This window comes from Ruegeria sp. G7 (assembly GCF_056535465.1).
This window is the reverse complement of record NZ_JBQFIL010000001.1, coordinates 2,467,531-2,486,909: the sequence shown is the minus strand read 5'-3', so window position 1 is coordinate 2,486,909 and position 19,379 is coordinate 2,467,531. Positions and strand designations below refer to the sequence as shown.

Sequence of the window (19,379 nt, the reverse complement as noted above, 5' to 3'; positions counted from 1 at the left end):
CAAATTTTCCACACCAAACTGTCTGACACCGAATTCAGGAGTAAACCGTGCGGGTAACAGAACGACTCCTTGCGCATCGCGAAACCATGACACCGTCCGAGCGGCAGCTGGTGAACGTGCTGTTGGACGACTATCCGATGGCCGGGCTGGGCAGCATTACCGAACTGGCCAGCACCGCCTCGGTGTCCACCACAACCGTGGCGCGGATGCTGCAGAAAACCGGGTTTGACGGCTATCCACAGTTTCAGGCTGCAATCCGCAGCGAAGTGAAAGAGATGATCTCGGGGCCCGTCGCCAAGCGGGACGTCTGGCAGAATGATCTGCCCGAGGAGCACATCCTCAATCGCTATTCGCGGCAGGCGCTGGAAAACCAGCGCCGCTCGATTGATGAGATCGACCCGGAGGAGTTTGACAGCGTCTGCCGCCTGCTCTGCGATCCCAAGCGGCGGATTTTCATCACCGGGGGACGCATTACCGGCACACTGGCGCAATACCTTTATCTGCACCTGCAGATGATCCGACCCGATGTGAAGCTGCTGTCGGATGCCGCCTCTTGGACGCATGATCTGCTGGAAGTCCAGGAAGGCGACGTGCTGGTGGCACTTGACGTGCGGCGGTACGAAAACACCACCCTGCTGATCGGGCAACTGTGTCACGAACGTGGGGCCGAGGTTGTTCTGCTGACCGATCAGTGGCGATCGCCGATCCACCGGTTGGCAAAACACACCTTCGCTGCGCGGATCGCGGTACCATCTGCGTGGGACTCAATGGCGTCGCTGATGGTGCTGCTGGAATGCGTTATAGCCGAGATGCAGGAACGCCTGTGGGATAGCGTCAAACAGCGTACCGATGAGCTGGAACAGGCGTTTGACCGAACCAAGTTGTTCCGCAAATTCGGCCAAAGCTCGGGCTCGTAACACAATCGCATGTGTTACAACTGCGCGTGAGGACGGTTGCCAGCCCGCGCGCAGGACGTACACTTGGCCTTATGACCTTTGTAGCCGAGAACCAATTACCGCTGCTGATCCTGTTCTTTCTGATCGGGCTGATCGGCACTGGGTTCCTGTTTCGAAAGCCCGCAGCGCACCGGGCCTGGAAGCTGGCCGACCTGGTCTGGGTTGTCCTGGGCGGGTTTGGTGCGCTGGTAGCGGTTTTGGCCGGGCTCTATACCTCGGACAGCTCACGGCTGGACCGGCAGATCGACGTGGCCTATGCCGCCACATTGGCTTTTGACCGTGATGCCGCGCGGTTCCGGTTGCGATTCTGCGATCCGGCCTACGACCCCGACACGGCTGTTCTGTGCGAAAAGGTCGAGTTCCTGTCAGCTTCAACCGCCAGCAATGCGGATCTGCCGCTGTTCATTGCGGTCACGAATGAGGTTGCTCCGCTGCAGGGGTTGCATTTCCTGTTCGGCGGCACGTCCAAAGACGATATGGATGAGGCGCGCGAGATGGCTGCCAAAGCCGATGCGTTCAGCATTGATCAATTCCTGGTCTTTACCACGCTGGACGACGCGACACAGGCCGCCGTAGACAATATGCGGCGCAAAGTGCCTGCGATTGCCGGGGACTATATGATCCTGGCACAAAGCTATGATGATCTGATCGAACAGGTCGGCAAGCTCAAGGACGAGTGGGAATACCTGCAGGCCAACGCACATATTCTGGTGCTGCAGATCATTGCCTTGTGTCTGGTCAGCTTTGCGGCCCCCTTCCGGCTTGGCAAATCCATCGTCGAGCTGCGCACAGCGTTCAGCGCCGGTACGACTGCGCCAGCTGCTCCGGATCAGCACCAAGAAAATACCGCGCAAGCGTCCAAAGGTTCCGGGCCCCACGACAAAACCAGCCCTGACGGGTATAGCGTTCCGCACTCGTAATCGCATCTGCCTTCAACAGCCTGACCGCAGGCAAAGCACGGACCAAAGCAACATCCTCCATCAGCGGCTGATCGGGATAGCCTGTGGCGGCGTCATAGTCCGCACGGCGCACCAGCAGCCCCTGATCACCGTAGGGTAACCCGAAGAGACGACTGCGCAGGTTCGCCCAGCCCGCGACCCAGTATGCGCCAAAACCACTGGCGCGGAAGCAGAGCCGGAACGCGGCTGGTTGACCGGTCGAGAGATGTTCGGCCACAAACCGGCTCCAGCCCGTCTGCAACTCTGTATCGGCGTGCAGGATCAGCAACCACTCGCCCTTGGCTATGGCGCAGCCGCGCCGCAACTGCCCCCCGCGCGAGGGCGGGCCAGTTACGATCTCTGCGCCCGCTTCGTCAGCTACCTCAAGCGTCGTGTCGGATGATCCGCCGTCAGTCACGATCAACTCACGGATCAGGCCAGCATGCAGGCCCTCCATCAGCGCCTGCAGCGTCGCGGGCAGAACCTGCGCAGCATTCAGGGTGGGGATCACGATAGAGATCGGAGCGGACACGTCTGAAACCCTCTGGTCATGGCGGCGCGATCTCCTATATCACGAGGCCAGACCAGATGACGAGGATCAACCCATGCCCAATCGCCGCATCCTGCGCCTGACCGGCAAGGACACTGACAGCTTTCTGCAGGGGCTGATCACAAACGACGTGCAGCGCCTGAGCGATGGGCTGGTTTATGCGGCGATCCTGACGCCGCAGGGCAAGTATCTGGCCGATTTCTTTCTGAAACGCGATGGCGATGCGGTGCTACTGGACGTGAGCGACGCGCTTGCGGACGGGCTGGCGAAACGCCTGACCATGTACAAACTGCGCGCTGATGTAACGATCGAGGCCACCGATCTGCACCTGCAACGCGGCACCGGCCCCGCACCCGAAGTTGCCCTGCCCGACCCGCGCCATCCTGATCTGGGCTGGCGCGCCTATTCGGCGGCCCCCGAAAGTGACGACGGCACCGACTGGGACGCGATCCGGGTGCAGCATTGCATCCCCGAAAGCGGCATCGAGCTGACCCCGGACAGCTATATCCTCGAATCCGGGTTCGAGGCGCTGAACGGGCTGGACTTCAAGAAAGGCTGCTATGTCGGCCAAGAGGTCACCGCGCGCATGAAACACAAGACTGAGCTGCGCAAAGGTCTGCGGGTGGTTGACGTCTCAGGCGATGCTCCGGTCGGTACGGAAATCCAGTCAGGCGGCAAGCCGGCCGGCGTTCTGTTCACACAATCCGGCGGCAAGGCCATCGCCTATCTGCGGCTCGACCGAGCGGGCGATGATATGCAGGCAGGCGACGCAACCCTGCGGTTGACCGACTGAGTTGTTGCCCAACCGGCACGACATCCTAATCAGCCCCCCCATGCGTGTTTGAACCCCGCACTGCGCGCGGTATCACTAGGCTTAACAGTCTTTAGGATACCCGCATGTTACGCCTTTACTCCGCCATCTGGCGCGCCAGCGCCGGTCGGCAGATCATCCTCATCCTTCTCTCGCTGTCCGTCGCGGCACTGGCGGCGGCCCCGCTGCAGTTTCAGCGCGACATCATCAACCACCTGACATCTGACAGTGTCGACAACGACCGCCTGATCCTGCTGGGCGCAGGCATGATGGGTGTTATCCTGCTAAGTCTCGGGCTGAAATGGGTGCTGGGCTACAGGGCCGGAACACTGGGTGAAGACCTGATCCGTCTGATCCGGGTACGCCTTTTGGCGCGAGCGGTGGATATCGACACGGCGGGCGAAAGCCTGCGCACCGGAACGATGACAACCGCCGTGTCCGCCGAGGCCGAAGAGCTGGGCAAATTCGCTGGCGGAGCCTTCTCGGACCCGGTCGTGCAGATCGGTACTCTGGTCAGCGTGATCGCCTACATCTCGTCGACGCAGCCGGTGTTGGGCCTGATTGCTTTGTCCATGGTCGCACCGCAGATCGTTATCGTGCTGGTGTCACAGCGCAAGGTGAACATCTTCGTGGCCGAGCGTGTACGCATCCTGCGCAGTTCGACCGACCGGCTGACGCAAGCTGATATCGAAGCGGCCTCGATCGCCATCCAGAAAGAGTTCGACGAGATATACGAGACGCGCCGCAGGATGTTCTTGTGGAAGCTGTCAGCGAAATTTCTGCTGAGTGTGATCAACGGCGCAGGCACCGTCGGCATTCTGATGTTTGGCGGCTGGCTGGTGTTGCAGGGGAAAACCGATGTCGGCACCGTGGTTGCGGCGACCAGCGGCCTGACCCGTATTCAAGGTCCAACGGGCTTCCTGATCGCGTTCTACCGTCAGGTCAGTGCCAATCGGATCAAATACGAACTGCTGCTTGAGCTTTTTGGCGACAATCCCGCACGCTATCGCCGGGTAGACCCATAAAAAAGGGACCGCGTTGCGGCCCCTTTTGTGCCCTGACCCCCCTGAGGTCAGGCGCGTTCGGAGTATTCCATGGTTTCGGTGTTGACGACGATCATCTCGTCCTGACCCACGAAGGGCGGCACCATGACCTTGACGCCATTGTCCAGAATGGCCGGTTTGAACGAGTTCGCTGCGGTCTGGCCCTTGACCACCGGCTCGGTCTCGACGATCTTGCAGGTCACTTTCTGGGGCAGCGTGGCATTCAGTGCCTCAGATTCGTAGAACTCGACCACGATGGTCATGCCATCCTGCAGAAACGGGCGACGATCGCCCAGCAGGTCCGAAGGCAGTTCGATCTGCTCATAGGTCTCAGAGTCCATGAACACCAGCATGCCGTCGGATTCGTATAGGAACTGCTGATCTTTCTGTTCAAGGCGCACCCGCTCGACCTTGTCGGCAGACCGGAAGCGTTCGTTCAGTTTCGAGCCATTGCGCAGGTTGCGCAGCTCGACCTGAGCGAAAGCGCCGCCTTTACCGGGCTTTACGTGATCCACTTTGACCGCAGCCCACAGCCCGTCGTTATGCTCAAGCACGTTGCCGGGGCGAATTTCGTTCCCATTTATCTTGGGCATGACATAAATCCTTCACAAACGGTTGATGCGTCAGTTGCCGTCCCTATATCTGGCGGGACCACACCTGACAAGACAACGAGACCTAGTGCTGCACATGCAGCAAGCTATGCAAATGACGCAACGCAACTATGCATTTTAGGTGTATCCGAATCGCACCTAATAGGTCATAAGGACCGTCACGCCGAAAATGCAAGAGCAAGAAAAACTAAGGAAGACGAGATGAGAGATTTCGTTGACGGCACTGCCTTTAACAATGAGCAAGGCAATCGTGCACGCAAACTTTTCGCGGCCGTGGTACTGGCTGCTCTGGATGATGCTATCGCCGATGACAAGAAATACGGCAATGGCCCCGAACAAATTGCCCGCTGGGCCCGCTCGCGCGATGGGCGCGAGGTGCTGTCCTGCGCCGGGATCGACCCGAACGAACGTGTCGTGGACGGCCTGATGGAATTCGTAGGCCGCGGTGTGCGGACCTCGGTCGCGCTGTCGCGCGAGGAAAGCGAACGCCGTAACGCTGCGCAACAGGCCGAAGCCGCCTGATCGCTGCCCGCTGTTTATGTCAAAAACGCGCTCCTGCACCGGGGCGCGTTTTTGTTTGGGTACAAGTCAGAAAAACAGCAGCCATTGTCGCGCCACCCAAATCTCGGCCCCCAGCATCAGCGCAAAGATAAGCCTTGCGGGCACCGATAACCCGCGCCGCCATAAAACCGCATACGCCAGCACACAGGCAGCGATTGAAATCGGCGCCACCCACAGCGCGTGGTAAGTGCTGTCCCAATAGCTGATCGGGCTATGAAAGACCCAATCGCTGAACGGCCAGAATTGCGGGCGTCCATCCCCCGCATGCAGAAAAAAATCCAGCGTCAGATGCAGCACCCCCGCTGACGCCGCAACGGTCAGCAGGTGCCATTCGCGCCAGAGCCCCAAGGCCAGTGCCAGCCCCCAAAGGACAAAGGAATTGTCGATCGCAAACACCGTTTGCCAAGACGACGAGTAATAAAGCTGCCCGAACACCACCTGCTCGGGGATGCTCAGGATGAAGAGCGACACCCCGGCCATCAGATAAAGCGACAGATCCGGCAGCAGAGACCCCAAAACGGCCGCCCAAAGGACAGCCCCGCGGGCGGGGCGGGCAAAAGCGGCGGCTCCGATCAAAAGATGCGCGGGCGTGTTCATCCGGGCTTTTCCTTTGCCGCCAAATCAGGTCATCTGCGCCTCAGCATAGGAGAGCGGCCATGGTTCGGTCCATCATGATTCAGGGCACCGGCAGCAATGTCGGGAAATCGGTTTTGGTCGCCGGGTTGGCGCGGGCTTATACGCGACGCGGGCTGCGGGTGGCTCCGTTCAAGCCGCAGAATATGTCGAACAACGCCGCCGTCACGGAAAACGGGGGCGAAATTGGGCGCGCACAGGCGCTGCAGGCGTGGGCGGCGAAAAGGCCCACCCATACGGATATGAACCCGATCCTGCTGAAGCCTGAGACCGATACCGGCGCTCAGATCATCGTACAGGGCCAGCGCGCCGGGACCATGAAGGCAGGGGATTACCGCAAGGACAAATCCAAACTGCTGGGCGCCGCGCTGGAAAGCTTCGACCGCCTGTGCAGCGACGCCGATCTAGTGCTGATCGAGGGCGCGGGCAGCCCCGCCGAGACCAATCTGCGCAAGGGTGATATTGCCAATATGGGCTTTGCCTGCGCCGCGAATGTCCCCGTGGTGCTGGTGGGTGACATCCACCGGGGCGGCGTGATCGCGCAGATCGTGGGCACACAGGCCGTGCTGGAGGCCGGTGATCTGGCCATGATCCGGGGCTTTGCCGTCAACCGGTTCAAGGGGGATGTCTCGCTGTTTGATGATGGGCGCGATGACATTGCCAACCGAACGGGTTGGCCTTGTCTTGGCGTCGTGCCGTGGTTCCATGACGCGTGGAAGCTGCCTGCCGAGGACATGATGGATATTCGCTCGCACGCGGGCGGAGACTGCAAGATCGTGGTGCCGCAGCTAGAGCGGATGGCCAATTTCGATGACCTCGATCCGCTGTCAGCGGAACCCGGGGTGACAGTCGAAATCATCCCGGCAGGTCGCGCCCTGCCCGGCGATGCGGATCTGGTGCTGTTGCCGGGCAGCAAGTCCACCATTGGCGATCTGGCCTATTTCCGAGCGCAGGGCTGGGATATCGACCTCTATGCGCATGTGCGGCGCGGTGGGCATGTGCTGGGGTTGTGCGGCGGCTATCAGATGCTGGGCCAGACCATCTCGGACCCTGATGGCGTCGACGGCCGCCCCGGCACGGTTGAGGGGCTGGGCCTGCTGGATGTCTCCACCACCATGGCAGGCCAAAAGCAGGTCACCCTGCGCAACGCAACTGCCCTGCCGAACGGCGAGCCGGTCAGCGGCTATGAAATACACATGGGTCGGACCAGTGGCCCGGATTGCGACCGCGCCTGGCTGCAGATCGACGGTCGGCCCGAAGGCGCTGCCAGCGCCAATGGCCGGGTGCGCGGCAGCTATTTACACGGGATTTTCACCTCGGACACGTTTCGCGCCAGCTATCTGGCACAATTGGGCGTAACCGCAGAAAACTCTTATGAGGATGGTGTCGAACAAGTACTCAACGCCCTGGCCGACCATCTGGAACAGCACATGGATCTGGATCTGCTGCTGTCACTGGCGCAAGAGCCACGCCGGGATTGAGCGCTAGTCTGTGCCCTGCCCTGCCACAACGCGCGCGATCTCGCGGCGGACCATCTTGCGCAGGTTCCGCGTGATCCGCTCGCCAAGCGCGCCCTGAAGTTCTTCGCGGACGATCTGGGCCACAAGCGCGCGCAATTCGTCTTCGGACAGGTTCAGCCCGGCAGGCTGGCGCGCGTGTACGGCAGCAACGGCAGGGTCGCGGATAAAGGCCGCGACGGGTTCGGCTTCCTGGTCCGAGGGCTTGGCCTGCTCGAAACTGTTATCCACCGGCCACTTCACTGACTCGGTCTTTGTCCCCGAATAGTCGTCATTGCTTTCGCCATCTGGTTCCCACTGATCCTCGGTCCGCGCGATTGCCGCCTCGAGCGCCTCGATCTTGGCGCTCAGGCTGCCAGCCAAATCGCGTTTGGGCGTTTCTTCAGTTTTCGGCTGCGCGGCCGCGTGACCTTGGCGCACGACATCGCTGGGCTGCAGACGCATCGGCTGTTTGGGCGATTTCGGCGCGTTCGCCGCCTCTGAGGGCGTGTCGCTGGCGGCGCTGTGTTGTGGTGTCAGTTTCAGAGGCGCAGGTTTTTTCTGCACCAGCGGTTCGTCGCTGACGCGGAGCGCATCGGTCAAAACCAGCCGACCCGGCTTGGGTGCCGGAGCGGTCGGGACAAAAATGAACTCTGCGTCGTCATGCGTATCTTCGCTGACAAGGCGTTTCACCGACGAAAGAACGTCCTTAACACCGCTATTTGCAACACTATCTGACATCATTCACTACCGCTCTGACTCTGAGCCCGATTGTAGCCAATCCAGACCCACACCACAACCGGTAGTGATGTCATTCAGTCGCGCCGCAACGCCTTGAGCACTCGATCCAGGTCACGGCTTTGCTTGCTAACCTGAGACGGGGCCTTCTTCACAAGGTTGTAGTACAACGTGGGATCATAGATCTGCACCGCCAGACCAAGGCGTTCCGCCGTCAGCAAACCTTGTGCCTGAAGCAGCTGATACGCAGCCAAAGACCGTTCGGTACGCGACGCGATCTCTGCCAGTTGCGCATCCAGCAGGTCCTGCTGTGCCGCAAGAACGTCCAGCGTGGTCCGCGCACCCAGTGTCGCCTCTTCGCGGATGCCGTCGAATGCCACCTGCGAGGCGCGCACACGTTCGGTCGAAGCGGTCAGGCTGGCGGTCGCCGTCTGAAACCGGACATAGGCGTCCGTCACCCCCTGCGTGATATCTTTTTGCACATTCAGCAGGTTCGCGCGTGACGCATCACGAGTTGCCATTGCACTGCGTACAGCTGCGGCCAGACCACCCCCGGCATAGATCGGCTGGTTAAAGTTCAAAGAAATGCTGGCATCATTGACGGAATCGTCGTCGTCAAAGCTTTCGGTGATGCCCGCATCGGCATTCAGCGTCACGTTCGGCCCCAAGCCGGCACGCTGTTGCTCAACAATCAGATCCAGCGCACGCACCTGATGCTGCGCCGACAGGATCGCCGGATGATTGCGTCGAGCAAGGTTCTGCGCCTCATCCACCGAGCGCGGCAGATTCGGCAACCGCGGTTGACCTGCCGTGCGGCCCGGAAGCTTTCCGACAGCATTGACGTATTCCGCCTGAGCCGTGCTCAGATCACCGCGGGCATCCGCGAGATCAGCGCGCGACGTTGCCAGCTGCGCTTCGGACAGGGCTACGTCGGTCCGGGTCACCTCACCCACTTCGAATCGATCCTGAGAGGCGCGCAGCTCTTCGCTGGACAGTTCGACGTTGTTCTGGCGGATTTGGACGGTCTCTTCCTGCAGCAGGACGCTCAGATACGCGGTGGCAGCGCGAAACAGGATTTGTTGTTCGATATCAATCAGCGTCTGGCGTGTGGACAGCACGGTTTCCTGAGCCGATTGCTTCCCAAGCACCGACGCTCCGCCGTCATAGATCAGCTGACTGAGCGTCAGACCAGAGAAGAAGTTCGACGGCTCGTTGGTCGAGACGAAATCGTTGACGCTGGTCCGAGTGTAATCACGGCTAATCTGCACGGTCCAGTTGATGATCGGACGCAACGCAGACAGGGCAATCGCGACGTCTTCGTCAGCCGCCCGCAACAGGGCGCGGTTTTGCTCTAGCAAGCCACTGGTGTTGTAGGCCCCGATAAATGCATCGGTCAGGTTGTCGGCCCATACTGGCTTGTCGGGCACCACACTGAATGCAATACCCGTCGCCAAAGCCAGTCCTCTGACCAGCTTTCCTGTTGCTGTCCCGCGCATAACCAAATCCTCTCAAATCGAAATTACGCAACCACCAAGGCAGTTTGCGTCGTTGTTTTCAAGTAATCAAGGCGTCAAAAAATAACTGTTAGTCAACTATAGCGAAAATGCACACTCTGCGCAAAAATCGGGTAAAACCGGGGCACTGGCGTTGAACGCATACCGCCATGAGACGCGGCCTGAGGATTTGTGACCGACCTTCACGGTACCCAGATCACCTTCCATGAACAGGCAAACGATCCGCCCCTGATCCTTGAGTTGCTCAAGCAGCGCATCAGGCACCTGCTCGACACCGCCCTGGATCATGATCACATCATAAGGACCGTGTTCAGCCGCACCCTGCTGCAAGGGGCCAATATGGACAATCGCGTTATCGGCATCCGCTTCCATCAGCAGGGTTTGAGCCTCGGCCGCGAGTGCCTCATCCGCTTCGACTGCAACAACCAGTTCGGCCATGCGCGCTGCCACTGCCGTCGAATAGCCAAGCGCCGGGGCGATATCCAGCACGACCTCATCATTCGAGGTATTCACCGCGTCCAACATCTTCGCCAGCGTTCGCGGCTCCAGCAGACAACGCCCGGCATCCAGAGTGATCAGATCCCCCACATAGGCTGCCTCGCGCTGCGCGTCGGGCACGAAGTTCTCTCGTTTCACGGTTAGCATTGCATCGATAATCGGGAATTTGGTCACGTCCGAAGGTCTGACCTGCGTATCAACCATAGTAAGGCGCCGGGCCGCAAAGTCTGTCATGTGATCGCTCATTCTTGTCGCTCAGTTACCGGGCTTTTGCCACATCCGCCCCCGTGCGGCAACGGGCCAGCGACCAAATCCTTCCGCGGCAAAAAGGTTGATCGACCGATGCGCCGAATTTCCCCCGCAAGCCCTCAGTTTCGCGCGATAGGCTCTGGACGTTGTGTCAGAAAGCTGCTAGAACCCCGCCCACACCACGACAAGTGATTGATTTCACTGCAAAAGGCGAGTTGGCGGAGTGGTGACGCAGCGGATTGCAAATCCGTGTACACCGGTTCGATTCCGGTACTCGCCTCCATTTACTTCCAAGCACTTAGGCTCAGCACTCAGATCGCTGGCCAGTTACCAGGAACGTGCCGCAGTGTTTCAAAAGTTCATGACAAATTCTTGTCCATCCCATAGACATACGAGTTACCCTGTCGACCAAAAATGCTGGTAGCCGTGTGGAACAACTGACATTTACCTACGAAATGGGCGTTGTTTGCGCCTTGCTGGCTTTCACTGTTTTTCTCTTCGTATCGGAAATCGTCAGGATTGATCTCTCGGCCATTGTCGTACTGGTTCTGATTGGTTTGCTCAGCTATTTGCCGGGGCTGGGAAACCTCGCCGACGTGCCGCATCTGTTCGATGGCTTTGCCTCAAACGCCGTGATCTCGATCATAGCTGTGATGATCGTCGGCGCGGGTCTGGATAAGACCGGCATCATGAACAAGGTGGCGGCGGTCATCCTGAAATACGGCGGCAAGTCTGAGAACCGGGTGCTGCCGATCATTTCCGGGACCGTTGGGGTGATCTCGTCATTCATGCAGAATGTGGGCGCGGCTGCACTGTTTCTGCCGGTGGTCAGCCGGATCTCATCCCGCTCCGGCATCCCTTTGTCGCGGCTGCTGATGCCCATGGGTTTCTGCGCCATCCTTGGCGGGACGATGACAATGGTCGGGTCTTCGCCGCTGATCCTTTTGAATGACCTGATCCTCACCGCTAACGAAGGCCTGCCCGACGACCAAAAGATGGAACCGTTCGGATTGTTCTCGGTCACGCCCATCGGTGCTGTCCTGATCCTTACCGGCATCGCCTATTTCCTTCTGCTGGGGCGTTGGGTGCTGCCGGGTGATGCGGGATCGGAAAACATCGGCAGCGGTCAGGGCACACAAGAGTACCTGCAACGGGTCTATGGCCTGAAAGCCGATGTATTTGAGGTGGTTGTTCCCGCCGACAGCCCACTGGTGGGGCGCATTCTGGCCGACATCAACTATGAGGACCACCTCTACATCATCTCGACCTTCTATCGCGGCAAGACCTCGATGGTGCAGGTGCTGACAGCCGAAATCGCGGCGCCATGCCGGCTGGCCATTGTTGGCCGCCGCTGGGTGGTCGAGCAGTTTGCCGAAAAATACGGGCTGACGGTGCTGCCGGACCTTGATGTATTTGTCGAAGAATTCGCCCCCACCAACGCAGGTATCGCCGAGGTGGTCGTCCCGCCTGACAGCAAGCTGATCGGCAAATGCCCCCGCGAGCTGTTGTTCCGCAAAACCTATGGGATGTCCCTGCTGGCAATCCACAGAGGGGAAGAAACGCTCAGCCATGTTGAGACCGAAGACCATGAAGCCACGCAGATCGGGCTGGAAGAGTTTCATGCAGGTGACATGCTGGTGGCCCATACGCGCTGGGACAATCTCATGCGGATCAAGCGTGATCCGGATTTCGTCGTTGTGACGTCGGATTTCCCGCAAGATGAATTGCGCCCGCAAAAGGTGGGCTGGGCCTTGGCCTTCTTTGCCATCTCGCTGTCGATGATCCTGTTCACCGATATTCGTCTGTCGCTGTGCCTTCTGACCGGAGCCGCCGGGATGATGCTGTCTAAGGTCCTGAGCGTCGACGAGGCCTATCGCGCCGTAGGCTGGAACACGGTCTTTCTGCTGGCCTGTCTGATCCCTTTGGGTCAGGCGGTGCAAAACACGGGAACGGCAGCATGGATTGCCCAGCAGATCATGACAATCCTCGACGGCTGGCCGATCTGGTCACTGCAGGCCGGGGTTGCCATTCTGGCCACTGCTTTCTCGCTGGTGATGTCAAATGTCGGGGCGACCGTGCTGCTGGTACCGCTTGCAGTCTCGATCGCCGTCGCCGCCGGAGCAAGCCCCGCACTGTTTGCGTTGACTGTCGCGATCTCGACTTCGAACAGCTTCATCATTCCGACCCATCAGGTGAACGCCCTGATCATGGGGCCAGCGGGCTACAAGGTGACTGATTTCATCCGGTCGGGTGGTGTGATGACATTCCTCTTTCTGATCGTCTCGCTGGTCATGCTGAACCTGCTGTTCTGAACAGCGGCCGTTCAAGACCGGAGCGCGCAGACCCCACTTGACAGGTTCGGCTTACAAGACTTTGCTGGGCTACGACGATTTTTACGACATTCCGTCAAAGCGATAAAAAGGGGATTGTTTTGTTCAGACGAGTATTTTCAGTTTTCGCATTTGCTTTTCTCACATCCAACGCTGCACAGGCGCAAAGTTTCGAGGACGTCCTAGGGCGCGCGCAAGGTGCCGTAGGTGACATCTCCAAATACCAACAGGCCCTACAAAACCCGGACCTCAGACTGCAATACGCTCTGGTTCAGGAGATGTTGAAACTCAAAGACCCCGCTTTGCAGCGCCTTGCCAAGGAGCATGCTCTGTTCTCGACCAATCCGGTCATGCGTGAAGCGGCAATAAAGGCAATACTGGATAGTGGTGCAACGCTGCGAATCCAAATGGCCGGCGAGGAAGGAAAGTACCCCCACACGTCACGATGGGTGGCAAGTTCGGGTGGCACCTTTGTTCAAAACCGGGGCGAAGTCCTCATCCCGGTCCCAGCTGCAGTGAATGACGCGTGCTGGGGTGATGCACAGAAGTGTATTTTCCGCCAGGTTGGCTCAACCCTTCAATACAACCCCTATTTTAACAGTGCTCCGCGATTTATCCTGAACCTGGGGAATGACGGCGTCTTGCGCGGCACTGCGTCTACGGGCAGCGGCGAAGACTTGCAGACGCAAATTGACTTGAAAGAGTAATTGCTACTCGATGATCAATTGATCCAGCCGCACATCCAGATCGGTGTTCCATACATCTGTAAGAGTGATGCGGATACGGCGACCGATCGTGCCCCCTGTTGTCATCTCAAATACGCCATTTGGCCCCATGTCCGGAGCATACAGAGGAACCCAATAGCTTGATCCCGGCAAACCGCGGTCAATTTCAACCCTAATCTGACGCGGCGATGTTGTCTTGTCGTCCGGTATCGCCCTCATCGAGATCCGATTGATCTGCACCAGTTCCTCATTAGAAAGGGTGACCTCGAAAACAATTTCGTCCCCCGTCCAATGCGCGATCCACGGTTCATTCAGAGAATCAGGCTCGAGCGCCACCACGCCGCCTCCATCTCCACTTCCAAAACCTGTAACCCGAAATCCTAGTCCATCCTGCGCTTTTGGAATCGCTCGCCTTTGCGGATGATTTCTAGACAGGTTGGCCCCAACCAAGCCCGCAATACGATCCATCCGAAAAAACCGCGCCTCCGTCGCCGAAGCCGAGTCTATCGCTATTCCAACGGGCCGACCGGCCACCGACAATAGCGCACCAGACAGCCCTTGCATGACCTCGGCATCGATACCGGTTTCGTTGATACGAACTGTTACGAACTGTTCCCCGACATCCACCAAAGATGCGCCGATCCGATCGAAGAACGCCCCTCCGAAATGAACACTCTTGATCAGCCCAAATTCGGCGGTTTGCAGCGTTCGGGATAGATCGCTATCAAGCGCCGCGAGTTCAAGCTGGCACCTGTTCTGCAGTCCCCCCTCGACAAATGCCAGTGCCAGGTCGGATTCTGGATCGCGCCAGAAAATCTCGGCAGTACCGGTTTGTGCCGGTTCCGCTACAGCCAGAGCGATACGCTCTTTCCCGGTCGAGACATGATTGGGCAGAACCGCGTAGCAAAGCCCGCGATTCTTAAACAATACGGCCTGTCCGAGCTCATCGTCGACAAGCGCGACATCTGCGGCAGCGACGGGCAGGCCCCAAAACACAAAAAGGAAAAAGCTTCGCAGGTTCATCTGAATCGACTATAGTTTCTGTGTGTAACCAGTATCTACGAAAACAGATTTTATGCGACTGTCATTTCTTTTTTTTCTGGTCAGCCTCTGGCCCGCTGCTGCGCTCGCTGATCCACAACCTCTGGTCGGGCGGGTGATCGACGAAGCCGAGCTTGATCGGGCGCTAATTTCAAAGCCCAGTTGGTTGCGGGGCCTGCATATCGTGGGGCACGAACTTGGCGAAGCCGCACCGCAAGTCCTGACGGTATTGCCCGAGGGGTGGCTCGCACAGAAGTTCTGCGCTCGTATCACCTCGATCAATGGCAGCTATGCGGCAGTCGTCGAATTTGATGCCCCCGAAACCTATGATGACCCGTCAACGGATGTGGTTGAAAACGACCCTGGTATCGAGTTCGAACTACGGTTTGATGCCCTCAACAGCCCATTGGTTGAAACCGTGACACCGGACAACAGTGGTGTCGCCCTTGAACTCGGCTCTTGTGCGGATACCGAAACAACCGGGCAGAGCCCACGTCAGTTCATCGCCAACTACCTGAACGAAGCGAGTCGGCCAAAACTGACTGACGAGGGCAAGATTCAAGTGCTGTTGAACATGAACATCGCCCGCGCCGATGAGCTGTTATTCGAAGCGTGGATCGCAGATGACCAGGCCAATAGAATAGATGCGCGTTGCGAAAAACTTGATATCCCCGAGGCGCTCGCGTTCAACTATCGCTGTATCCTTGAAATCCCACCCGAACGGTTGGCAAACAGTGAAAACCGCGCCATCGCAATCAGCTATGAAAGACTTTACCGTGGTCGCACCTCGGCCCCCCGCTACGCCGAAATCCTGATCGGAGCGGACCGATAGAGACGCGTTTTCCTCGTCTGGGCGCGGTCGCAAACTGGCTCAGGAATTTCAAATTCATCCCTACGAACGGGGGATCCATCAGCAGAGCTGCGGGGGTGCTGCTGCTGATCTGGATCGTGGCCTACTATGTGCCTGAGCGAAAACAGTCTTTCGCAATTTCCGCTCGGACCGAGATTGCACGCGTGGACGTCATCGACGATTCCTCGAACGAATGGCGTTTGCCTGAACTCGAGGTCTGCTTGCGCAACAGCGACCACCAGGATCAGACGAACGAGTTGAACTGGTGTAATCCCGCGTTTTTTGAAGATCACGTTCTGGGGGAAACCACAATCCGCTGGTCAGATGGCTATGCGCTGACTTTCCGCTCGTTCGATCAGGACTGGGTCGAGGTTCTGGTTGAGCGCAATGACAGCGCCAAACCGGTCTTTTTATCAGACGGCAAAGAGGTCACCCCAAGTTCCGTCCTGCGCATCCCTTTCTATCATGCCTATGGGCGCACGGTGCTTCCGGTGCGCGGGATCGTCACAATTGGCGATGTCCCGAACGCATCTGACTCGTTGCTGCTGCAAGACGGGCGCTATGAGATCCGGCAGGAATTGGGGTTGATCTGGAAATCCTCAAGCGTCGTCAAACAGGGCACGTTCTTTCCGGGCGACCGCATCAGCTTTGCCCTCACGCCCGAACCGCGTTGGCGGCGCTTATTCGGCCTCGCGCATAAAAACGGCGAAACTGGCGACGTTCCGGCGCAGATGTTCATCGCGGAACTCAATCCAAATGCAACCGGGATTGATCTTGTTGCGACAACCGAGCTGAAATACAGCGCCCTTTGCTTGAATCGTGTCGGCGTCGGCGAAAGACGAAAATGCCTGACGGTAAACGCGACACAGCGCCTGAAAGAAGATGCGTTTCCTGTCGCGCTGGCAACGGTGCTTGGATTGATCGGCAGCCTGGTCGCCTTGGCCAATGCGTATATCGCCCGCCCATCGGATCCCAAGGCCTGATTGCCACTTTTACGCGAGTCACAACTGAAAGTTTCGCATGGACGTAAAGTGTCATCGCAGCTAGTCTTTTCTTCACATTCTATCAATTTTCAGTTGTTTTCTAAGCTGCCTGGGGGCTTCGTTATGAAAAAACAATCCATTGCTACCTTTGTCGCCGCGTCTTTGGCCGTCACCGCGCCGGTTGCGACGCTGGCGGACACCAAAGACCTTTTGATCGGAGGCGTGGTCGGCGCGCTGATCCATAAAGGCATCTCCGACAATCAAAGAGCCAAGCAACAACAACGGGCAGCAACGACCCAGCGGTCAAGCGCTGGCACAACTTCCGCGCCCAGTCTCAACGGACAATATACCCGCGCAGAGCGTATTCAGATTCAATCCGCTTTTCGCGATCTGGGGTACAATATCGGCACGGTTGATGGTGTTCTGGGGCGCAACAGCCGCAACGTGATCAGGCAATTTCAGGCTTCGCTGGGCGAGCCACAAACCGGCCAGTTGACACGACCGCAATATGTGACGTTGCTCAGCCAGGTTCCCGGATCAAATCAGGTCTTTGCGCGGCGTGAACTGAACCGCAATGAAGTGGTCATGCTGCAGCAAGGGTTGCAAACGCTTGGGTATTATCAGGGGAGCATTGACGGCTCGAACGGGCCCGGAACCCGTGGCGCGATGAATGTATTCTTGGCGCAGCAGGGCATGTCCCCCGCCACCGTGACCCCTGTTCAAGGTCTGGTGATGGCCCGCAACGCGGCAGGCCTGCAATCACCGCCATACCTCTATCATGAAGCGAATGCCCAAGGTGCGGTGCAGCAGCCGTTCGGCGCCCAGCAGCCCACGTTTCAAGCCGGTTTTGGAGGCCAGCAGCAGGCTAATCCGTTTGGAGCTCAGACGACAGGGCAAGGCATCGCGCCACAACCTCCGGCGCAGCCCAACCCCTTGTTCGGCGCCCCTGCAGCGCAGCAACCTGTTCAAGCCTTTGGCACGCCAGCACCGCAAACCGCACCTGCGCAAGGAGGATTTGCGGCAACTCCCGCCCCGCAGCCCGGTTTTGGTGCGCAGCAGCCTACAACAGCAGCAGCCGCCCCGACGCCACTGTTTGGCGCACCGCAACAACAGGTGGCGCCGCAAGGCGCTGCGCCTGCGAACACGCAGCAACAGAACCTCTTTGCACCGGCTGTACCGCAACAGCAGCAGGCGCCGCAGCCTGCAGCACCGCAGGGCGGTCAGACCACAACACTGTTTGCTGCAGGAACAGCCACTGCGCCAACACCACAGGTCGCCCAGCAACAAACGCCACAAAGCAGTCTCGACATCTTCTCAGGCAGCGCGCAGCCCCAGGCGGGACAAGTTGCAAGCCAGTCTCAGGCAGCGCCCTCTGCAAACGGTGGCGATCTGTTCAGCACTCCGGCCTCGCTGGCCTCGACCGAAGCGACAGGCAACTGATCTGAGGTCAGTCGCTGGCGTCCGGCGTCGCGGCCTGAGCCTGTTCCGCAGGAGGGTTCGCGATGAACTGCCCTTTGAAGGGGAACGCATTGGTTTCTTGCAGGCGACCATCCGGATCGACCTGCAAGACCACAGCACGACCCGTGACCGGTGCAGACGACGCGGTGATATTGTTGAAATCGATATCTCCGTACAACGTCAGATAACGCTTTGCCCCCGGCACATTGCGCAGGCCCGGCACCTGTTGATTGAGCTGGGGTGCGGCGATTCTCATGATAAAGCTGGTCGCTCCCACCGCAGCAGACCCCGACACCTCGTAGGTTCCACCTACGGTCACGCCGGTTCCCCTGCCCTGCCCCGTACCCTTTGCAACTGCACGGAATCCTTCTTGCTCTAGAACAACCTCGGCATTCAGGTTCAGAGGCTCTGACTGGACTATGAGCTTTGTTGCAACGTCCAGATAGCTGGGCTGCGCCAGAGTCGGATGTGCGAAACTCTTTGTACGTACGACAGCATTGTCAGAGAGACCGAACAATTGCGCGTTGGTCGGAATGACCTGCACGCGGTACGTTCCGTCAGATGCGGCCAGCACCTGATAACTGACAATCGAATACAGTTGCCTGCCGAACTGTTCGAACAAAGTACGCGCATCCCCCGCATTCACTTGCAGTGAGTGGGCGAACGGAAAGCCGGGGGCCTGGTTTTCCCCGGCTTCGTTAACCACACGAAAATCCCAGGGGAATGTATTGGTGTCCACGGATGTGCCTTGCAGCATCTGCGCTGCGCAATTACGCCCATGACTGGAGCGGATCGAAGAACCCAGCTGTTCTCCCACGCTGCGGATGTTGCTGAACGGCAGGTTTCCAGTGGTAAAATCATATTCGCCGGTGAGCACCTGATAGCTGATCTCAAAACGGTCGGGGATGTTTTTTGGGCGATAACCTGCTGCAACTGCGGCAAGGCCTGCATCGACTGGGTAAAAAAATCGCGCCGCTCGAATTCGTTGGCAAAAGCTTCGCGGCAGTCATGGCCCAGTTCGTTCGAGATCAGATATGATACGAAATTCACATAGAATTGCTGATCATTCAGCATATTCGGGTTCGAGCGCAGAAACTGAAACAACGCACGCGCATACGCATTTTGCATCGACAAGTCGCTTGCGGCGGCAACCAGATCGACCGAAGCCGCCCGACCCGCCTGACCTGTCAGATTTTGTGCGGTCGCCTGACCGGGCAGGAATTGTGACAAGACTAAGCCCGCAAGCCCGACAAACCGGTTCAATGAACGAAAGTGATTTCTTAAGCAAAACATGCTGACCTCGCAGCCTACCAAATACCTGAAAAAACCTACCACAACTCTGAAATTGTTCCAGCATTTTCCTGCGCACGTCCTCTGGTGATACCTGTTGAAAT

The 19,379-nt window shown here is 58.5% G+C and carries 19 protein-coding genes and 1 tRNA gene; 12 read left to right on the top strand and 8 right to left on the bottom strand.

What is annotated here, in order from left to right; translation table 11 throughout:
• The first annotated feature begins 47 nt into the window (after positions 1 to 47).
• On the top strand, positions 48 to 917 hold the full coding sequence (locus ACR3EN_RS12480) for a MurR/RpiR family transcriptional regulator (protein ID WP_480821385.1): 870 nt from the start codon (positions 48 to 50) through the stop codon (positions 915 to 917).
• Positions 918 to 1,751: 834 nt separating this feature from the next.
• Here the strand turns inward: ACR3EN_RS12480 and ACR3EN_RS12475 are convergent.
• Positions 1,752 to 2,426 (bottom strand): TIGR04283 family arsenosugar biosynthesis glycosyltransferase, encoded by a 675-nt coding sequence (locus ACR3EN_RS12475; RefSeq protein WP_480871177.1) that lies wholly within the window; start codon positions 2,424 to 2,426, stop codon positions 1,752 to 1,754.
• Positions 2,427 to 2,499: 73 nt separating this feature from the next.
• Between ACR3EN_RS12475 and ygfZ the strand changes: the two genes are divergently transcribed.
• Both ygfZ and ACR3EN_RS12465 read left to right on the top strand, forming a co-directional pair.
• The gene (ygfZ, locus tag ACR3EN_RS12470; protein ID WP_480821381.1) at positions 2,500 to 3,237 is read left to right on the top strand and encodes a CAF17-like 4Fe-4S cluster assembly/insertion protein YgfZ; all 738 of its coding nucleotides are present in this window, start codon (positions 2,500 to 2,502) and stop codon (positions 3,235 to 3,237) included.
• 104 nt (positions 3,238 to 3,341) lie between these two features.
• Positions 3,342 to 4,280, top strand: coding sequence for an ABC transporter transmembrane domain-containing protein (locus ACR3EN_RS12465; protein WP_480821380.1), 939 nt, complete (start codon positions 3,342 to 3,344; stop codon positions 4,278 to 4,280).
• A 47-nt stretch (positions 4,281 to 4,327) separates the two neighbouring features.
• Here the strand turns inward: ACR3EN_RS12465 and efp are convergent, their stop codons facing one another.
• Positions 4,328 to 4,891 carry an elongation factor P gene (gene efp, locus ACR3EN_RS12460; RefSeq protein ID WP_480821379.1) on the bottom strand — a complete coding sequence of 188 codons (564 nt, stop codon included), beginning with the start codon at positions 4,889 to 4,891 and terminating at the stop codon, positions 4,328 to 4,330.
• Positions 4,892 to 5,110: 219 nt separating this feature from the next.
• On the opposite strand from efp, the gene ACR3EN_RS12455 reads away from it, so the two are divergent.
• Positions 5,111 to 5,431 carry a DUF6280 family protein gene (locus ACR3EN_RS12455; RefSeq protein ID WP_170572372.1) on the top strand — a complete coding sequence of 107 codons (321 nt, stop codon included), beginning with the start codon at positions 5,111 to 5,113 and terminating at the stop codon, positions 5,429 to 5,431.
• 66 nt (positions 5,432 to 5,497) lie between these two features.
• Here the strand turns inward: ACR3EN_RS12455 and ACR3EN_RS12450 are convergent, their stop codons facing one another.
• Positions 5,498 to 6,067, bottom strand: a complete 570-nt coding sequence (locus ACR3EN_RS12450) for a cobalamin biosynthesis protein CobQ (protein WP_480821378.1) — start codon at positions 6,065 to 6,067, stop codon at positions 5,498 to 5,500.
• A gap of 59 nt (positions 6,068 to 6,126) precedes the next feature.
• On the opposite strand from ACR3EN_RS12450, the gene ACR3EN_RS12445 reads away from it, so the two are divergent.
• On the top strand, positions 6,127 to 7,584 hold the full coding sequence (locus tag ACR3EN_RS12445) for a cobyric acid synthase (RefSeq protein WP_480821376.1): 1,458 nt from the start codon (positions 6,127 to 6,129) through the stop codon (positions 7,582 to 7,584).
• Positions 7,585 to 7,587: 3 nt separating this feature from the next.
• Here the strand turns inward: ACR3EN_RS12445 and ACR3EN_RS12440 are convergent, their stop codons facing one another.
• The 3 genes from ACR3EN_RS12440 to ACR3EN_RS12430 form a co-directional block, all read right to left on the bottom strand.
• Positions 7,588 to 8,292 carry a hypothetical protein gene (locus tag ACR3EN_RS12440; protein ID WP_480821374.1) on the bottom strand — a complete coding sequence of 235 codons (705 nt, stop codon included), beginning with the start codon at positions 8,290 to 8,292 and terminating at the stop codon, positions 7,588 to 7,590.
• Positions 8,293 to 8,414: 122 nt separating this feature from the next.
• Complete coding sequence (locus ACR3EN_RS12435) at positions 8,415 to 9,833, bottom strand: TolC family outer membrane protein (RefSeq protein WP_480821372.1); 1,419 nt, start codon at positions 9,831 to 9,833, stop codon at positions 8,415 to 8,417.
• A 96-nt stretch (positions 9,834 to 9,929) separates the two neighbouring features.
• Complete coding sequence (locus tag ACR3EN_RS12430) at positions 9,930 to 10,583, bottom strand: protein-L-isoaspartate O-methyltransferase family protein (protein WP_480821370.1); 654 nt, start codon at positions 10,581 to 10,583, stop codon at positions 9,930 to 9,932.
• Between the two features lie 224 nt (positions 10,584 to 10,807).
• On the opposite strand from ACR3EN_RS12430, the gene ACR3EN_RS12425 reads away from it, so the two are divergent.
• The 3 genes from ACR3EN_RS12425 to ACR3EN_RS12415 all read left to right on the top strand — a co-directional run bounded on the left by ACR3EN_RS12425 (position 10,808) and on the right by ACR3EN_RS12415 (position 13,635).
• A tRNA-Cys gene (locus ACR3EN_RS12425) sits at positions 10,808 to 10,881 on the top strand.
• Positions 10,882 to 11,053: 172 nt separating this feature from the next.
• Positions 11,054 to 12,910 (top strand): SLC13 family permease, encoded by a 1,857-nt coding sequence (locus tag ACR3EN_RS12420; protein ID WP_480822397.1) that lies wholly within the window; start codon positions 11,054 to 11,056, stop codon positions 12,908 to 12,910.
• Positions 12,911 to 13,029: 119 nt separating this feature from the next.
• The gene (locus ACR3EN_RS12415) at positions 13,030 to 13,635 is read left to right on the top strand and encodes a hypothetical protein (RefSeq protein WP_480821368.1); all 606 of its coding nucleotides are present in this window, start codon (positions 13,030 to 13,032) and stop codon (positions 13,633 to 13,635) included.
• Between the two features lie 3 nt (positions 13,636 to 13,638).
• Here the strand turns inward: ACR3EN_RS12415 and ACR3EN_RS12410 are convergent, their stop codons facing one another.
• The gene (locus tag ACR3EN_RS12410) at positions 13,639 to 14,649 is read right to left on the bottom strand and encodes a hypothetical protein (RefSeq protein WP_480821366.1); all 1,011 of its coding nucleotides are present in this window, start codon (positions 14,647 to 14,649) and stop codon (positions 13,639 to 13,641) included.
• A gap of 79 nt (positions 14,650 to 14,728) precedes the next feature.
• On the opposite strand from ACR3EN_RS12410, the gene ACR3EN_RS12405 reads away from it, so the two are divergent.
• The 3 genes from ACR3EN_RS12405 to ACR3EN_RS12395 all read left to right on the top strand — a co-directional run bounded on the left by ACR3EN_RS12405 (position 14,729) and on the right by ACR3EN_RS12395 (position 17,967).
• Positions 14,729 to 15,526, top strand: coding sequence for a hypothetical protein (locus tag ACR3EN_RS12405; protein WP_480821364.1), 798 nt, complete (start codon positions 14,729 to 14,731; stop codon positions 15,524 to 15,526).
• A gap of 95 nt (positions 15,527 to 15,621) precedes the next feature.
• Positions 15,622 to 16,527 carry a hypothetical protein gene (locus ACR3EN_RS12400; RefSeq protein WP_480821362.1) on the top strand — a complete coding sequence of 302 codons (906 nt, stop codon included), beginning with the start codon at positions 15,622 to 15,624 and terminating at the stop codon, positions 16,525 to 16,527.
• A 123-nt stretch (positions 16,528 to 16,650) separates the two neighbouring features.
• Positions 16,651 to 17,967, top strand: coding sequence for a peptidoglycan-binding domain-containing protein (locus ACR3EN_RS12395; protein WP_480821360.1), 1,317 nt, complete (start codon positions 16,651 to 16,653; stop codon positions 17,965 to 17,967).
• A 7-nt stretch (positions 17,968 to 17,974) separates the two neighbouring features.
• Here the strand turns inward: ACR3EN_RS12395 and ACR3EN_RS12390 are convergent, their stop codons facing one another.
• On the bottom strand, positions 17,975 to 18,862 hold the full coding sequence (locus ACR3EN_RS12390; protein WP_480918428.1) for a hypothetical protein: 888 nt from the start codon (positions 18,860 to 18,862) through the stop codon (positions 17,975 to 17,977).
• 35 nt (positions 18,863 to 18,897) lie between these two features.
• Between ACR3EN_RS12390 and ACR3EN_RS12385 the strand changes: the two genes are divergently transcribed.
• Positions 18,898 to 19,023, top strand: coding sequence for a hypothetical protein (locus tag ACR3EN_RS12385; RefSeq protein WP_480918427.1), 126 nt, complete (start codon positions 18,898 to 18,900; stop codon positions 19,021 to 19,023).
• Positions 19,024 to 19,379: the final 356 nt, after the last annotated feature.

What these genes read in the sequence shown, in the direction of transcription:
- ACR3EN_RS12435 (WP_480821372.1), bottom strand. Translation starts at nt 9,833, where the DNA reads ATGCGCGGGACAGCAACAGGAAAGCTGGTCAGAGGACTGGCTTTGGCG.
- ACR3EN_RS12455 (WP_170572372.1), top strand. Translation starts at nt 5,111, where the DNA reads ATGAGAGATTTCGTTGACGGCACTGCCTTTAACAATGAGCAAGGCAAT.
- ACR3EN_RS12445 (WP_480821376.1), top strand. Translation starts at nt 6,127, where the DNA reads ATGGTTCGGTCCATCATGATTCAGGGCACCGGCAGCAATGTCGGGAAA.
- ACR3EN_RS12430 (WP_480821370.1), bottom strand. Translation starts at nt 10,583, where the DNA reads ATGACAGACTTTGCGGCCCGGCGCCTTACTATGGTTGATACGCAGGTC.
- ACR3EN_RS12450 (WP_480821378.1), bottom strand. Translation starts at nt 6,067, where the DNA reads ATGAACACGCCCGCGCATCTTTTGATCGGAGCCGCCGCTTTTGCCCGC.
- efp (WP_480821379.1), bottom strand. Translation starts at nt 4,891, where the DNA reads ATGCCCAAGATAAATGGGAACGAAATTCGCCCCGGCAACGTGCTTGAG.
- ACR3EN_RS12405 (WP_480821364.1), top strand. Translation starts at nt 14,729, where the DNA reads ATGCGACTGTCATTTCTTTTTTTTCTGGTCAGCCTCTGGCCCGCTGCT.
- ACR3EN_RS12395 (WP_480821360.1), top strand. Translation starts at nt 16,651, where the DNA reads ATGAAAAAACAATCCATTGCTACCTTTGTCGCCGCGTCTTTGGCCGTC.
- ACR3EN_RS12420 (WP_480822397.1), top strand. Translation starts at nt 11,054, where the DNA reads ATGGGCGTTGTTTGCGCCTTGCTGGCTTTCACTGTTTTTCTCTTCGTA.
- ACR3EN_RS12465 (WP_480821380.1), top strand. Translation starts at nt 3,342, where the DNA reads ATGTTACGCCTTTACTCCGCCATCTGGCGCGCCAGCGCCGGTCGGCAG.
- ygfZ (WP_480821381.1), top strand. Translation starts at nt 2,500, where the DNA reads ATGCCCAATCGCCGCATCCTGCGCCTGACCGGCAAGGACACTGACAGC.